General features: G+C 34.2%; 13 protein-coding genes and 1 tRNA gene. 4 read left to right on the plus strand and 10 right to left on the minus strand.

All coding sequences use genetic code 11. The features are described from left to right. The first annotated feature begins 232 nt into the window (after nucleotides 1-232). Complete coding sequence (gene topA, locus OPR37_RS04135; protein ID WP_264684822.1) at nucleotides 233-2,683, plus strand: type I DNA topoisomerase; 2,451 nt, start codon at nucleotides 233-235, stop codon at nucleotides 2,681-2,683. Between the two features lie 178 nt (nucleotides 2,684-2,861). Here the strand turns inward: topA and OPR37_RS04140 are convergent, their stop codons facing one another. The 8 genes from OPR37_RS04140 to OPR37_RS04175 form a co-directional block, all read right to left on the minus strand. Beyond that, a complete protein-coding gene (locus OPR37_RS04140; protein ID WP_265016831.1) occupies nucleotides 2,862-3,740 on the minus strand; it encodes a P44/Msp2 family outer membrane protein in 879 nt (292 codons plus the stop codon). A gap of 100 nt (nucleotides 3,741-3,840) precedes the next feature. Continuing rightward, the gene (locus tag OPR37_RS04145) at nucleotides 3,841-5,859 is read right to left on the minus strand and encodes a type IV secretory system conjugative DNA transfer family protein (protein WP_149168822.1); all 2,019 of its coding nucleotides are present in this window, start codon (nucleotides 5,857-5,859) and stop codon (nucleotides 3,841-3,843) included. Nucleotides 5,860-5,889: 30 nt separating this feature from the next. Continuing rightward, on the minus strand, nucleotides 5,890-6,882 hold the full coding sequence (virB11, locus tag OPR37_RS04150) for a P-type DNA transfer ATPase VirB11 (protein ID WP_007302612.1): 993 nt from the start codon (nucleotides 6,880-6,882) through the stop codon (nucleotides 5,890-5,892). Nucleotide 6,883: 1 nt separating this feature from the next. Next, nucleotides 6,884-8,395, minus strand: coding sequence for a TraB/TrbI/VirB10 family type IV secretion system protein (locus tag OPR37_RS04155; protein WP_264684823.1), 1,512 nt, complete (start codon nucleotides 8,393-8,395; stop codon nucleotides 6,884-6,886). A gap of 16 nt (nucleotides 8,396-8,411) precedes the next feature. After that, nucleotides 8,412-9,203, minus strand: coding sequence for a P-type conjugative transfer protein VirB9 (virB9, locus tag OPR37_RS04160; protein ID WP_029237539.1), 792 nt, complete (start codon nucleotides 9,201-9,203; stop codon nucleotides 8,412-8,414). After that, nucleotides 9,190-9,870: a VirB8 family type IV secretion system protein gene (locus OPR37_RS04165; RefSeq protein ID WP_007302609.1), complete on the minus strand. Its 681-nt coding sequence runs from the start codon at nucleotides 9,868-9,870 to the stop codon at nucleotides 9,190-9,192. Before OPR37_RS04165 ends, virB9 begins: the two co-directional genes overlap by 14 nt. Nucleotides 9,871-9,942: 72 nt before the next feature. Continuing rightward, nucleotides 9,943-11,028, minus strand: a complete 1,086-nt coding sequence (locus OPR37_RS04170) for a GTP cyclohydrolase II (RefSeq protein ID WP_213863944.1) — start codon at nucleotides 11,026-11,028, stop codon at nucleotides 9,943-9,945. Nucleotides 11,029-11,048: 20 nt separating this feature from the next. Continuing rightward, nucleotides 11,049-11,136: transfer RNA gene (locus tag OPR37_RS04175), tRNA-Leu, on the minus strand. Between the two features lie 190 nt (nucleotides 11,137-11,326). Between OPR37_RS04175 and OPR37_RS04180 the strand changes: the two genes are divergently transcribed. From OPR37_RS04180 to OPR37_RS04190, 3 genes are all read left to right on the plus strand, one after another. After that, nucleotides 11,327-12,562, plus strand: coding sequence for a metallophosphoesterase family protein (locus OPR37_RS04180; protein WP_052265037.1), 1,236 nt, complete (start codon nucleotides 11,327-11,329; stop codon nucleotides 12,560-12,562). A 126-nt stretch (nucleotides 12,563-12,688) separates the two neighbouring features. Continuing rightward, nucleotides 12,689-13,330 carry a hypothetical protein gene (locus tag OPR37_RS04185; RefSeq protein WP_264684824.1) on the plus strand — a complete coding sequence of 214 codons (642 nt, stop codon included), beginning with the start codon at nucleotides 12,689-12,691 and terminating at the stop codon, nucleotides 13,328-13,330. A 78-nt stretch (nucleotides 13,331-13,408) separates the two neighbouring features. After that, nucleotides 13,409-13,714: a hypothetical protein gene (locus tag OPR37_RS04190; RefSeq protein ID WP_264684825.1), complete on the plus strand. Its 306-nt coding sequence runs from the start codon at nucleotides 13,409-13,411 to the stop codon at nucleotides 13,712-13,714. On the opposite strand, the gene dcd is transcribed toward OPR37_RS04190, so the two are convergent. Together dcd and OPR37_RS04200 are read right to left on the minus strand one after the other, a co-directional pair. After that, entirely contained in the window at nucleotides 13,715-14,272 is a 558-nt protein-coding gene (gene dcd, locus OPR37_RS04195; RefSeq protein WP_006012513.1) for a dCTP deaminase, read from the minus strand. Between the two features lie 71 nt (nucleotides 14,273-14,343). Continuing rightward, on the minus strand, nucleotides 14,344-15,801 hold the full coding sequence (locus tag OPR37_RS04200) for a TrkH family potassium uptake protein (RefSeq protein WP_213863942.1): 1,458 nt from the start codon (nucleotides 15,799-15,801) through the stop codon (nucleotides 14,344-14,346). Nucleotides 15,802-15,820 lie beyond the last annotated feature (19 nt).

Raw genomic sequence — 15,820 nt, forward strand, 5'->3', positions numbered from 1 at the left:
AATAAGACGACAACTGCGTTATGCTTTTGTCGTTTAATCTGCACAGACGAAGATAAATAGTATAGCGTTATCCTTATGGTAAGGGAGTTGAAAAAATTTATAAAGCAGGTTCTTTCATTAGTTTTTTTGCGAACATCAAACAATTACTTAGAAAAATTGGAAAGACCATTAAAATATTTTTTTACTTTTTATTCTATATATTTCAACATATTACCTTTAAGTACTAATAATTATGGCATTATTAATAGTTGAGTCGCCAGCAAAGGCAAAGACGATAGGTAAATATTTGAGTAAAGAATTCAAAGTGGCTGCATCTTTTGGCCACGTCAGAGATCTGCCAGCGAAGAATGGTTCTGTTGATCCTGATAATGACTTTGCCATGAAGTATGAGATTATTGAAAAAGCAGAAAAGTATGTAAAAGAGTTAGTCAAGGAAGCTAGTAAAACATCAGATATATACCTTGCAACAGATCCAGACAGAGAAGGGGAAGCAATAGCTTGGAATGTGATAGAGGCACTAAAGGAAAGAAAAGCAATCAATGATGAAAGTAACATTCATAGAGTAGTCTTTAACGAAATAACAAAAAGAGCAGTGCAAGAAGCTATAAAAAATCCACGTGAAATTAATATGGACTTAGTGCGTGCACAGCAAGCACGCAGAGCTTTGGATTATCTAGTTGGATTTAGCTTGTCACCGCTGCTGTGGACAAAATTGTCGGGAAGCAAATCTGCAGGGCGAGTGCAGTCTGTTGCATTAAAGCTTATATGCGAACGAGAAGATGAAATTAGTAAATTTATAACACAGGAGTATTGGAGCATAAAGGCAGAAATGCAAAATAGCAAAGATGAGGCTTTTTTTGCTATGCTAAGCCACTATGACAATAAAAAGCTAGAAAAATTTGATATTAAGAATGAAGAAGAGGCAAAGAACTTAGTCAGGGAGATCGAGTCAAGGCAGTATGCTGTAAGCACAGTAGAACGCAAGCAAGTTAAGAGAAACCCGCTTCCTCCATTTATCACCTCAAGTCTTCAGCAAGATGCAGTGAATAAACTGTATTTTAATGTGAAAAATGTTATGCGAGTAGCGCAAAATTTATATGAAGGTATCAATATTGGTGGTGAAACCGTAGGGTTGATAACTTACATGCGTACAGATGGGTTTCATATTGCAGATGAGGCTATAAACTCAATCAGGGGATCAATTAAGTCATTATATGGTGATAAATATTTACCGCAGTCTCCTCGTAAATATGTAAAAAAGGTCAAAAATGCTCAAGAAGCACATGAAGCAATCCGGCCAACTGATATTAATAGAACACCGGGTAGTATTAAGGATTACTTAACGCCAGAGCAATTTAAATTATACGATTTAATCTGGAAAAGAACCATCGCAAGTCAAATGGAATCGGCGATTCTTGATCAAGTGGTAGTTGAAATTAGTTCTATTGACCAGAAAGTGATTCTGCGAGCAAGTGGATCAAGTATATTCTTTGATGGTTTTTATAAAGTTTATCAAGATAACATAGAAGCCGAAAATGAAGGCCTGCTACCTGCCATGAAGGAAGAGGAAGCGTGCAAGTTGATTTCTGTTGATCCGAAACAGCATTTTACTCAACCGCCACCTCGTTATAGTGAAGCGAGTATAGTAAAAAAAATGGAAGAAGTCGGTATAGGTCGCCCATCAACTTATGCAACAATTATTTCGGTATTACAAGATCGTGAATATGTTTCATTGGATAACAAAAGATTTATTCCAAGCAGCCGCGGTAAGATCGTGACTATATTTTTGGAAACTTTTTTTCAGCGTTGTGTAGAGTATGACTTTACAGCACAAATGGAAGAAAGGCTTGATTCAATCTCAAATGGACATGCAGATTGGAAAAAAGAACTAGGCTATTTTTGGGTGCCATTTTTTAATCATGTAAATTCTGTTAAGCAAATGACACATGATGAGATTTTTAGTGGTATTCATGATTTGGTAGTCAATTGGTTTTGCTCAGAGGAAGGAAAGGAAGAAATAGGTAAAAAATGTCCTAATTGCTCTGGTGGTATATTGAAATTAAATTTTGGAAAAGCCGGTGTGTTTCTTGGATGTTCTAACTATCCTGCATGCAATCATACAAAAGAAATTACGGGCAGTAATGACAATTCAGAATATCCAAAAAGTTTGGGTATAGATGATATGACAGGCCAAGAGATAATGATCAAAAAAGGTCCTTTTGGACTTTATCTGGAGTTTAATAGTGAGTCAGAAAAGAAAAAAAAGATTTCTGTACCAAAAGATATAAATGTTAATGATATTGATCTAAATACCGCCACTCGATTACTTTCCCTGCCGAAAATAATCGGAGAACACCCAGAAACTGGAAAGGAAGTAAAAATAGGTCTTGGACGATTTGGGTACTATATTCTCTATGATGGTCGATACTTTTCTCTTAAAAAAAGCTCTAAGGAGGTATTAGACACACAATTAAACGAAGCTATACAAATTATTGAGAGCAGCCCACGCAAAGAGCTAAAATCTCTTGGTTTTAATGAAAAGGGAAAAGAAGTTTTTATCTGCAACGGTAGGTACGGATTCTATATAAAATGCGGTAAAACAAACGTTGCGTTGGGCAAGAATGCGGATATTGAAAGTATAGATCTGAAGAAGGCTTTAGAGTTAATTAAGAATAAAAAGTAGACTTCTTGCATAACCATATGCTTTTTATTGTTGTTCCAGCGCTACACGCTGGAACTGAGAAAAAAAGAGCCTGAATTACAAGAAAGAAAATATTCAGATAACGAGAAAGTTGTCACCTGGTTAGCAGCTACAGTCGTGTGACGCAGACGTGCTACCAGGAAAATAGTCTCTATCAGAGTTAAGCTTTGCTTGCAAAATGAAAAGTAAGACCAGCTTCTATACCGTGTGTGTGAAACACTTGATTGCCTATACTGATACTTTCTTTGTGTAACTTCTGGTCCGATGGTTTTTGACTTTTATTCAATTCTAATATCTTTTTTCCATCTGGGTTTACCGGTTGCTTTGCTTTCATTTCTCCTAACACCTCTGCTTCAAAATCAACATTACTACCAAGAACACCAAAACCTCTATATCCGATGTGCATATTTACATCTTCGTTTATACGATAATCAAAGCCAGCTTTCAATTGACCTGCAGGTCTTATTGACGATTTTTCAAACATTGTCATTCTTGTTGCACCGACTCCAACATAAGGAGAAAAAGATAAACTATCACTTTTCCAATAATGATAAACATTTGCCATTACAGATGCGTTTTCTACTTGGTCATGATTAATTACAGTTTTATACATATAAGTTTTTTTATTAGCACTCTCACTAACGTCTTTTAGATACGAAACAGTTACTTGATTACTTGATAAACCAATATTATCTACTTTTACAGAAGAGTACATCCCTTCCAATTCAGCTCTATAGCTATTATTGCCTAGTTCTCCTGTGTAACCAAACGTTACATTTGCAGCAAAAGGTGGGTTATAATCTCCTTTATACTTACTTATTAACTGACCTTCTGTTCTCTGAGCGTCTATGTCATTTATAGATACACGGTTATCATCTTTAGCATCTTTGCCTCCAATTTTTGCTTTCAACTTACCCAAGTTCAAATATTGACCGTAATATCCACCACCAAAGTAAAATCCTTCTGTTTCACTTGCAAAAGATTGTTGTGACAACAATAAAGCAAGTGCTGTAACTGCTAATGTTTTTTTACTCATCATGACTATTCCTCTAGTTAAAATAGCTAATCTAGTACTAATTAATTAAAAATGATTTAATATGAAAAAACTAATTATTTTCTAAGCTAAAAAATAGGTAAAATTAACCTCTATCCTCGATTTTATTGCCGTCTAGTTTGTCCTCATCTTCAAATTCATCATCATCGTCAAATTCATCCTTACTGTCTTCATCATCAAACCCATCATCGTCTTCCTCATCATCAAACCCATCACCACCTTCAAACTTATCATCAATATCCTCGTCTTCAAATCCATCTTCAATCTCTGGCTCATCGTATATTGCATCTTCAGTTTTAGCTTCAACAGGATAATCAGCAGCTTCAATAGCATTACTCTCTTCTTCATTACTAATCTTATCTTTGTTAGCAGCAGAAAAGACCTTGTTTGGATCATATGGCTCTTGTGTAGGCACACGTGTTGGTTTAATCAGCCTTCTTGTGAATGTGCTATCACTATAGTACAAAATTTTCTTTGACTTAATTGGATAAGTCGATTCTATCAAAATTATCTGATCATCACGTGGCAGCATAATAATTTCTTGAGGTAAGAGCAATGCTCTCTGTGTTTCAGAGATATGCAATGATCTTGATGCAGGATTCAAGTCTAAAAATTTAGGTTTGTTTAATGATTCTTGTTGTACAGTTTTGTTTCCTATAAGCTGAGATATCAAATTAGCCGTTTCAATATTATTGGCTGCAAAAGTTATTCTATAGGTTGAGTTTGATAAAAAGGAGTTCATTCCTGCTTCTTCATATATTCCTTTAAGCTGTTCAGTATCTTGAACAATTAAAAATAACCTTACTCGATAGCCACGAAAGTATGCGATGCCCGTTTGAAATTGCTCCATTTTTCCAAGTGTTGGAAACTCATCCATTAAAAATAATACGCCGTAAGGCTCGTCATCCGATGGCAATTTTCTACATAAAAACTCAGTTGCCTGTTGGTAAAAAACCTGCATTAAAGGCCTGAGCCTAGTTAAGTTATCAGGAGTTAAACCAACATAAACTGTAGTTTTCTTCTTTTTAAAATCCAAAATATTAAAATCACTTGATGCAGTTGCAGTATCGATCAATGGGTTTGCCCACAATTCAAGCGACGAGTTCATAGTTGACACAACACCTGATCTTTCTTTGTCAGCCTTTTGCAAAAAAGCTGCAATGTTCATATACGCTACCGGATGTATTATTTTACCCATTGTGTCCAAAACTACAGCAAGATTGTAAACTACGTCATCGCTACGCATCGTACGCACAACCTCACCAAAAGATTTAACTTTCTCTGGTGCAGCAAGTAAATATAGTACCACCCCAACAAATAAGCTTCTTGCTTCGTTTTGCCAAAAATCTTGTTCAGGCATGATTAGGTTAGCTATTTTTTGCACATCGTCAACCATCTGTCCAGGTTTTTCACTAATCCATTCCAGTGGATTATAACAATGGCTTACCCCATCTGGCTGCGCTGGGTTCCATACATATACTTTTTGTCCTTGTCGCTCTCGCCAACCACTTGTTATTTCATAGTTTTCTAATTTTATATCATGCACAATTACCGAATCATTCCAAAATAACAAATTAGGAATTACAAAACCAACACCTTTACCAGAGCCTGTAGGTGCAAAGAGCAATGCATGCTGAAACCCATCAGCAATAAAATATCCTCTCTTATCTTTACCAAGCAATAGACCTTTTTTGCTTCTTAATCCCGCTTTTCGTATGTCTTTCTCTGATGCCCACTGTGAATCTCCATGAAGTGATTCTTTCTTTTTAAATGGCCGCCACTCAATTAGTCTTTCTCTCACATTCCACAAAATAATCATCAAAACAATTTGAGGCAGTATAGAAGATACAACTAATTTAATTTTGAGCTCAAAGCTATATAGCTCTGGATGATGCCAACAATATTGTATATGATCAAAAATTGTCGGCCAGAGAGCTTGAGGAAAAGGTGTCAAGCTAGGATTAATTGCTCTAAAATCTACACCATCTGGACCGTCAACAAACAGGTAGAATAATATACCAGACAAATAGAAGCAAAATTCAAGTATGCTAAAAGATACTACACCTCCTATGAGAATATTGCGTAGGTGATTTCCATTACTCATAAACTACTTTTTCTTAACTTACGTATAAATTTAAGTATTTTCATTTGAAGATCTAGTAAATAATATTTCAGAAATGCTTCTTTTTCCACCACTGGTCCTTTTGAGTTGAATAACAATGTCAATTACATTTCTAATGTATGGTATGATCTGATCTGGGGGAATTCCAAGATTTGCTTGCATAACCATAAGTTTTATTTGCTCAAGAGCCATTGCCGGACTATCCGCATGAAGAGTTGATATTGACCCTGGGTGGCCAGTGTTTATTGCTCTAAGAAAACTAAAAGCTTCTGCTCCACGCAGCTCACCAACTATTATTCTATCTGGTCTTAAACGTAAACATGCCTCTATCAAATCTTGAGTGGTCACTTTTGCCCTACCCTGACCTCCTTTAGAAGCAATAAGATGTACTCTATTCGGATGATCATTCAAAACTATCTCTCTTGCATCTTCAACAGTAATAATTCTTTCTTCAGATGGAATAGCACGCAAAGTAGCATTAGTAAAAGTGGTTTTACCAGTGGAAGTTCCACCACTAATTATGATATTTTTCTTACTTATTACAGCATATTCTAAAAACTCTTTTATTTTTTTTTGTTTCAGTAGCAAATCTAGGTGACGATCTACTGGATTATCGGTCACTCCTATAACAGTTTCAGAAAAAGCCCCCATTTTTTCATAATCATCCAATGCCAATTGCATAGAAGAAGGTTTACGAATTGAAATGACTACTTTATCAGGCTCACATGCTGGAGGAAACACTATCTGTATACGATAACCATTTGGTAATGTAGCTGAAAGCAGCGGTGTCTCTTCGCTCAGTTTTTGTTCTGTAGCTTGAGCAATCAACCTGCTAAGAGATTTTAAATGATTAAGATCAAATATTTCTAACTTTTCGCATCTTATTTCACCGCGATTTTCAATCCATACTTCCTTCGGTTTATTTATTGATATTTCATTTACACCTTCCTCTTGAAATATCCCTTGTAATGGCTCCAAGTATGTATCAAGTGCAGCATAGTTCATTTCAGTTATTTAATATTGACTGTGGAGGAAATACTATATCTTGGTTAACAAATACTTTCAATGCAGTTCCTTGATTAACATAAATAGTTGGTTTTTTATCTACACTCCTATCAACTATATCTCGCATGTCTTTGGAAAAATCATTGATTGACTTCCCAATTGCTTCATCATAAACAGATTTGCTTCTTTTCTGAGTTTGCCTCAACAGTTGACGTACATCGTCTAAAGTTATACCGATATTGTCACTAGTAATTGTATCAACTCCACTAGCTCCAGAACTTTTTATCACACTTACTATTTCTTCCTTTATTATTCTCAGCAAATCCTGATCACTTTTAGCATTTCGAATTTTTTCAATAGCCCTAATACCCAATTTCCATTTTTCGTCTCCTACCCTCCCAACTTCAGTTTTTATAGAATTCTCCAATCTCTCAACAATAGCCCCTTTGAGAGAAGAAATATCTATTTCAGTTGCAGTAATAGACTTCACTGCATCCATGGCAGTTAGCGCATCGATAAGATTAGAGGCTTTTTGTCCTATAACGGCTGAGCCAATCGAAACACCAGCAAGTGCCACTGAAGAGAATAATGCACTTGCTATTTTATTATCAACTATTCCAGCTATCCCTGCCCTTCCAAGCTCATCGGTACCAGATGATGAAATAGCAACATCTATACCATGAGGAAGAATGATCCTATTCCAATTTATGTTCACGCGGGCTTTTGCAACATTTGAGTCGAATGAATAACCACCTATTAACCTTGAACCTTTTGGTATTAAAATTGTATCACCAGTTTCTGCATAAACGTCTCTACTAACAACAGCACGGAGCATTCCTTTTAAGTCAGAACTTATTGCAGTTTCAAGAATAGCGTCAATAACTTTACCTTGAATAATCATTAAACCAAGCTTTCCAGCTTTGGTAGCTTTGCTCGACTGTGCTGAGGTATTGGATAAAACAGCATCTGTAGCTTTACCTTCCCCACTACTACCTGAAATTGCTAACATTTGTGCACTACGTCTGTCTCTAGGATAACCGCCACCCCCTATTGTAGGAAATGAAGTAGGCAAATTGCTAATAACATTACCAGAAGGAAAATTTTGCTTTGGTAAAACAGGTATATTTGACAAGGGAATTTCTTTTAGTTGCTCTTCTTTTTTTGTCACTTCCTCTTTTTTGATTTGTTTTACTTCTGGTATGACTTGTGGGATAGGAAGAGGAGGTAAGGGTGGCAAGAGATCAGTTGCTATCCTCTCGGAAACTACTACATTATCTGGAACTTGTTCTAACTTTCCTTTCAATTCTTGAATGTTTTGCTTTGTTTCCTCTTTTTTAACAATCTCTGGACCCTCTTTATTAGAAGGACTAAAATAAAGATAGTACACTCCACCAACTAAGAGCGCTACCATAACTATCATCAATGCCTTATAACCTTGATTAGAGCCAACTGTTACTACCTTGCTTTCTATCTCTGATTCATCTTCTACACTATTATGCCTTTCTTTACTCATATTATATGTACCAGAACTAAAGTGACCTATTTATAACTTCAACTTCACTACCTTCATAACGCATTAATAGCTTTTTATGTACTCCTTTTATTACAACATAATCATCAAATAACAGCCTTTTACAGGATTCGCCTTCTATAAAAATCTGAGGAATTTTATTACTATTTCTAAACTTTAAATAGGTTAAATAACCATCATCGAATAACTCAATTGGAACTATATCTATGTTACCACCTTCATCAATATATGTATAGTTGTACCTCGTATTATTTTCTTGTATTATTTTTTCTGGCTTTTCTGTAATGTATTGCATTTGAGTAGGTAAAGAAACCTCATCTAAATCAACATCAAATTCATCTTCTTCTTGAGGATAATAAAAACGTATTACGTAAGATATATCCTTTTCAACGGAATAATCATGATCCACTTTTTTAGCATCAGTATCTGGGTATTTATCGTAATTTGGTCTTGAAATTAGATCAAAAATGTAATTTCTCTTTTTAGTTGTCGTAATAATCATGTTAGTGCGACTACTGACTTCAAATGGCATGACAAGCAGTTTATTATCATAAGGATTAATTTTCCAACTTGATGCATCACCAACAGCAATATTTTTGACTTTTTCCCCTTCTGCAAACTCAATATAAGAATAGTAACCTTGACTAAAAATTACTGTAAACACCTCATTAGGGCTATATACAAAAGTCTTTATTCTACTATCTACAGAAATAGGTTTATTATTAATAGATGCATTTAAGTTGCCACTTATTAGTAAAGCTAAAACTAACAATATCCTACACATATTCATCATCTACTCTATATGAAATAACTTGAAACCCTAACGGGTTAATATATCTTTGCTGATCATTCATTTCAAGCGATGCATATTTATACGACATCACAACTATCTTATTTTTCCTTGAGGAATTTCCATCTTTTCGTGTAAATTCTATAGAAAATCTCACTTGAAGAGCATCATTACCTAATTTTTGAATTGAACGAATTTTCAACTCACCTTTAGCATCTGAATATAAATTAAAAAGGTCATTCATATTCTGCGATTTTATATAATTGCTAAATTCACTATATACACTAGGCGAAGAAAACAACCTTACTTTTGTATAATAATTATAATTATAATTATATGGGTCAAAAACCTCCCTTGCTTTTATATACTCTGAAATAAAATAATCGTTCAGCGTTTCATTTGCAGAATATTGTTTTACTGTAACAGGATCAACCAATTGCACTATTCCTGACTTTTTATCAATTTCTATAACGAATGGCTCAATAGTGCTACTTGTGCTAATTTTAAATATAGCTAATATGCTTATAGAAATTGCAACTAGTAATATTAATGTAAATAAAAGTAAAGTATTTCTCTGAGCAACAACTGTGCTATAGCGACTTGAATTCCAATTTATATCCTTATCCAATGACTCATTACTTTTTTCTTGTTTTAAAAATTTCAGCATCTCAATATTCTTAAAAATCTTAACTTATATTAATTAACATAGCAAGCTAACAAAGTAGTTATAACAAAAAAGCTAATAAACCCTTAATCCATGGCCTAACTTGCCAAATTTTGTTTCCATATATGAATGATTATATTCATTGCGTTCCATAATAAGTGGTACACACTTTGTAACTTCTATACCGTTATTTTTCAACTCTGATAACTTTCTACCATTGTTTGTAAGTAATTGTATTTTGTTAATGTTCAATTTCTTAAGTATTTTAGCTGCAACAGCAAAGCTCCTTTCATCATCTTCAAAACCCAATACTCTATTTGCATCAACAGTATCAAGATTATATTTTCTTTGCATACTGTATGCTCTTAACTTATTAGTTAAACCAATGCCTCTCCCATCTTGCATCAAGTATAATATAATGCCATTCCCAAAGTCGGTCATTATTTGAATCGCTTGATGTAACTGGCTTCTGCAATCACATGATAAGCTGTCTAATAAGTCTCCTGTATAGCATGCAGAATGAATTCTCACTAATGGCTCATTATCTTTATCTGGATTGCCAATGATAATTGCATAATGTTCTCTTCCGCCACTTTTGGTTCTATAAGATATGATATCTACTTCTTGAGTCTGCTTTAAAAATAATGATGTTTTGCACACTTCATACACACTATGATTTTGTTGAAAATCATTCACAAGTAACGTATTTAGTGCAATAATGTCATTTTCTTCACACCAATTTCGCATTTCATGTTTATTCTCAAAAGTCATATCAGCCACTAACGCGTATGGCAATAATTCTGAGAACTTAAGCAAGGCAACAGCATACGCATCTATTGTCTTTGAGCATTGCAACTCTTTTATCCAATCTTCCTTTGAACAGTTTATTAAATGGAGCAGTTCATCAAAATTGCTTATCAACAGACGTTTGCTACTATGTTCTTTACTCTGACATATGTATTTTACCTTACTTGCAGTCAAAGTAACATACACATTACCTGATATAAGCTTATATTGACTAAATAAATTTTTTTCTAAAGTTTCAGCAGCAGCAAGCAATAGATAGTTATTTTCATCATCATATATTAAAATTGGAAGACCACGCCTGACTTCACTGATGGCCCTTTCTACTTTATTTCTACTTTGATTTCCTATAAACATTTCACCTACACCAAACAACTTGGTGCGGTCGAGAAGACTTGAACTTCCAAGGCTTTGTGAGCCACAGCGACCTCAACGCTGCGTGTCTACCAATTCCACCACGACCGCACTTTATTCTAGTTTCTATATAATTACTTTAAATTACTTAATCATTTTAGGATTTTTCATCTAAAGTGTCAATCTGATACTAGGATAATTTAGGAAATGCCTGTATAATTTAACTATGAATTTTATGGTTACAAACTTTAATCATTTAAGATAATCTTAATACTAATTCTTAATTTAGGTTTTTATACAAATGAAAGTAGCTAATATCTTCATTTTTTTAATTCTATCTCTTACAATTAGCTTTCACTCTAATCATGCACAAATATTGTACACATGGTCTCAAATCATTCCAGAAAATAAATTAAGCATACGTGCGATTATAGACAATAACATGTGTCCCATTGCTTACGTCGATAATAAGGCAGTAGAAATGCTAAGTCGCAGCTCAATTAACAATACCGAAACAGTTTGTGAACTGATAGTAGAAACAAATGCTCAAAACATTAGTATTGACAATATAAAAGTTCCCGTATTAGCGGAAAAGATCAGCAAAATTGCCTTCATTGGCGATACAGGATGTAGAATAAATATGTTATTTCAGCAAGAATGTAATTCTGTAGATAACTGGCCTTTGAAAAAAAATTTAGATTCAATCGCTTTTCATAAACCAGATTTAATTATCCATGTTGGTGATTATCATTATAGACAAACAAAATGTAGAAACACAAAAAAGTGCGGCGATATTTATGGATATAGCAAAGAAGCTTGGTACGCTGATTGGTTTGAGCCTGCAAAAGATATTTTAACACAATCTCCTTTTCTTTTTGTTCGTGGAAATCATGAGAGTTGTAATAGAGCTTATGAAGGATGGTTCAGATATTTAGATTCATACCCCTTTTCCCCTCAAAAATGTGAAGATCTTATTTCCAGTTGGTTCTTAGATGCTGGGCCGATGAAGTTTTTTATCTTCGACTCTTCATCCGGTGAGGAAATTTTTACAACCCAAAGCACAGTTGATGCTTTTGAGAGGCAGTTTGATAAATTGATACAAGATAAGCCCACGTGGTTTTTGACTCATAAACCACTTTGGAGATCTCCAAAAAAAGAATTTTTGACATTAAAAAGCCATGGCAATCTTACACAAATTGAAGCTTTTGGAGATAAATTTCCAAGCAATGTTACTACCATAGTTTCTGGCCACATTCATATAGCCCAGATTTTATTAATGGATAATGTTCCAGATCAGATTATAGTTGGAAACGGCGGTGCATTATTACACGCTCAAGATCAAGAACCTGTTTATCAAAACGTAGAATTTAACTATCCAAATAGTAGAAATTACTTAGCACACGAAGTTAGAAACTTTTTCGGCTTTGGCTTTGCAATATTAGGTTTAGACGATCACAAATTTACTTTCTATAACCAAGATAATAAGGAAATGTATTCTGCAAACCTAACGAAAGACTTTAAACTTAAAACAAATTAAAATTAGGACTATTTGTTGTTATCGATTACTGACCTTACCGAGAAAAAGTAGAGAAGTAGAAATGTGAGTTGACAAAATAAGAGAAATATAGTATATTAATGGTAGTAAGAGTATTTAAAATTAATTATGCCAGTAGCAGTAAATACACCAGATAACATACAAAGAATGTCGAAATTTAAAAAGGCAAGAGATATTTTACTAGCCCCTGTGAGATGGCTAGTCATTGGTTTAGCTGTAGTATTACTCATAGCATTTATTGTTTTTGTCATAGCGTTAATTCTAGTTGCTCAAGCATTGGGTAAGCTATATCTTCTTGCAGGAGGCAAATTACCAGAATGGTTAGAGCAAAGAACTGAAGCATTTATGGAGGCAGTGCGTGTCCCACAAACAACGCATGATACTAATGTAAATGATGCAATTAATATTAACGTTCAAAAGCTAAAAGAAAACTATGGCGAGCCTGATGTTGATGATAAGTTTATAGAGGAAATAGAAGGATTTATTAATCAGTTAGAGTGTATAGCAAATGGTACACAAAAAGCTGTGGATAAAGATCAACTCACAGAAGATGAGAAAAAACATGCACTTAAGTGCTTGGAGCGTATAAAAAACAACCCTGATACACATAGTGGAAGCGGATTAACATTGAAGCAAGTTTTAAATTTGGTTTGGAAAGCTTGTAAAGATGAAAATAAAAAAAGTGCTGATGATAATATAGATATTAATACCCGCATATCACAGAGAAAATATCAACTGGTTAAACATTGAGTAGAATCGCAAACAGAATATGGAGTATCTGTTGGCAGTACATGTTTTACTGGTACCTTTAACAGTATTGTCTCTTCCTTGTACACTTTTGAAGAATTTTTCTTCTTGCAAAGAGCGGATAAGGCTACTGTAAAACAAGAGTTTGAAAATGATCTACAAAAAAAAGGTGAAGAATTATTTAATCGGCTTTCCAATGATAAAGAAAAAAAAGAAGTTGCAGAAGCTTTAAGTAATCCTTCTACAAATTTCTTTATTAGCTTTATAGAATCATTTAAAAATCACTCTGCACGTGCAGTTTTAGGCGATAAAAGATGTGATGAACTAATAAAAGAGTATTTTGGTAATCTTCAATATAAACCAACAATATCTTGCTTTATAAAGTAATCACTTAACTAACGGCAAAGTGATACCATGTTGATTCATATATTTTCCTTTCATATCATCATATGACTTCTCACACTCACTTTCGCCGCTTAAAAACACAAATTGGCATGCTCCTTCATTAGCGTAAATTTTTGCAGGAAGTGGAGTAGTGTTAGAGAATTCAAGTGTGACGTGACCTTCCCATCCAGGTTCTAAAGGTGTGACGTTCACTATGATACCACATCTTGCATAAGTTGATTTGCCAACACAAATTACTAGTACATTCCTTGGTATACGAAAATACTCCACTGTGCTGGCAAGCACAAAACTATTTGGTGGAATTATACATACATCTGTTTCCTTATCTATGAAACTATTCTCAGAAAAATTCTTTGGGTCTACAATAGCTGAATTAACATTAGTAAAAATCTTAAACTTATTACTAACTCTTGCATCATAGCCATAAGATGATAATCCGAAAGATACAACACCCTTACTGCTTTTATGATTCACAAAAGGCTCTATCATTCTAGAGTTTTCAGCCTTTTCCCTTATCCATTTATCTGGCATAACTGCCATAATTGTCCTTTAAAGTTTTGTAATACTTATAATAATATGTAATAGAATTTAAATGTAAACCTGAATTAGCGTTACACTCTGGAATGGCAAAGTTTCCAGTATAAACTACCTATACAAAAATAAATTGGCAATATTTCAAGCCTGCCAAGCAGCATCAAAAACGATAGAAATAGCTTTACTCCACCACTAAAGGAGGAATAATTACCTGAAGGACCTATTAGGTTACTAAATCCTGGGCCAGAATTTGTAAGCATTGCAGAAACAGAGCTGATGCTAGTTATAAAGTCCGCATTGCTCAAGTAAGACATCACTATTGATGATATAGTGAACGTTAACATGTAAATCGCAAAAAACGTAAAGACGGATTGAACTTCATCATTTTCCAGTATTTTACCATTGAGTTTTACTCTATCGCTTTCACTTGGATTTAATAAAGAGCTAAAGTAATTCCTTATAGATTTTAGAAAAATGACTAAACGGAAGATTTTGATTCCACCACTAGCAGAACCACCACATCCACCAATAAAGGCTAAAAAGAAAGCTAAGACTGAAATAAAGCTCCAATTCAAGTAGTTGCACATTATATAGCCAGTTGATGTGATAAAGGAGGTAATGGTGAATGTGCTGTACCTAAATAATAAAAATACTCCTAAGTCAAAATTTTTATATAACCAAAAACAAGCAAGCAAAGATGAAATAACAACTATCTTAATAAAGTAAGAGACCTGTTCATCATAACAAACGTCTAATCGTCTTACAATTTTTAAATAGCTCAGAAAAGGTAAAGAGCCTAAAATCATAAAGATAATTGTTATTACCTCCAATATAGGGTTATTGTAGTAGCCTATAGAATCGTTATAGTTAGCAAATCCACCAGTTGATACAGCGGACATTCCGTGACATACTGCGTCAAATAATGGCATGCCAGCTAGATAATAGGAAAATATGCACAATAAAATTAGGCAGTAATATATTTCTGCAATATGTATTACTACGCTTCGCGTATGTGGTAACTTTCTTTTAAGAGCATCTGAGTACTCAGAATAGAGTAAATTATTTAAGCTCAAAACCTTAAATATGGGAAAAATTGCAATTCCTACTGTAATTACTCCAAAACCACCTATACCGTGTAGCATTGCTCTCCACAGTAGTATCCCCGGAGATTGTTGCTCGATGTAACTTAGAACAGTTGCTCCTGTGGTTGTAATCCCAGATACTGCTTCAAACAGTGCATCAATGTAGCTTAAACTATCAAGATAAAATGGAATAGCTGCAAACAGAGATAATGCAATCCAGGTACAACTGGTAATCGCAAAAATTGCCGGCATTCCATGTACCCTATTTAGTTTACCCAGTAGAATAAAAGTCGCACTAAATGTGCAGGTAACTATAAATCCAACCAGAAAATTTTTCCATTCGTAACCTAGATAATTATTAGTAATAGCAGGAATAAGCATTGCTACGCCAAACAACAATAGAAAAATTCCCACAATAAACGCAATTGAACGTAAAACTTGCAGACTTTCCATAGACAGTACTGTGAAAGCT

It is taken from the genome of Wolbachia endosymbiont (group B) of Lycaena phlaeas (genome assembly GCF_947251875.1).
Taxonomy (GTDB): domain Bacteria; phylum Pseudomonadota; class Alphaproteobacteria; order Rickettsiales; family Anaplasmataceae; genus Wolbachia.

What these genes read in the sequence shown, in the direction of transcription:
- virB9 (WP_029237539.1), bottom strand. Translation starts at nt 9,203, where the DNA reads ATGAATATGTGTAGGATATTGTTAGTTTTAGCTTTACTAATAAGTGGC.
- topA (WP_264684822.1), top strand. Translation starts at nt 233, where the DNA reads ATGGCATTATTAATAGTTGAGTCGCCAGCAAAGGCAAAGACGATAGGT.
- OPR37_RS04155 (WP_264684823.1), bottom strand. Translation starts at nt 8,395, where the DNA reads ATGAGTAAAGAAAGGCATAATAGTGTAGAAGATGAATCAGAGATAGAA.
- OPR37_RS04180 (WP_052265037.1), top strand. Translation starts at nt 11,327, where the DNA reads ATGAAAGTAGCTAATATCTTCATTTTTTTAATTCTATCTCTTACAATT.
- OPR37_RS04140 (WP_265016831.1), bottom strand. Translation starts at nt 3,740, where the DNA reads ATGATGAGTAAAAAAACATTAGCAGTTACAGCACTTGCTTTATTGTTG.
- virB11 (WP_007302612.1), bottom strand. Translation starts at nt 6,882, where the DNA reads ATGAACTATGCTGCACTTGATACATACTTGGAGCCATTACAAGGGATA.
- OPR37_RS04185 (WP_264684824.1), top strand. Translation starts at nt 12,689, where the DNA reads ATGCCAGTAGCAGTAAATACACCAGATAACATACAAAGAATGTCGAAA.
- OPR37_RS04170 (WP_213863944.1), bottom strand. Translation starts at nt 11,028, where the DNA reads ATGTTTATAGGAAATCAAAGTAGAAATAAAGTAGAAAGGGCCATCAGT.
- OPR37_RS04200 (WP_213863942.1), bottom strand. Translation starts at nt 15,801, where the DNA reads ATGGAAAGTCTGCAAGTTTTACGTTCAATTGCGTTTATTGTGGGAATT.
- dcd (WP_006012513.1), bottom strand. Translation starts at nt 14,272, where the DNA reads ATGGCAGTTATGCCAGATAAATGGATAAGGGAAAAGGCTGAAAACTCT.
- OPR37_RS04145 (WP_149168822.1), bottom strand. Translation starts at nt 5,859, where the DNA reads ATGAGTAATGGAAATCACCTACGCAATATTCTCATAGGAGGTGTAGTA.
- OPR37_RS04165 (WP_007302609.1), bottom strand. Translation starts at nt 9,870, where the DNA reads ATGCTGAAATTTTTAAAACAAGAAAAAAGTAATGAGTCATTGGATAAG.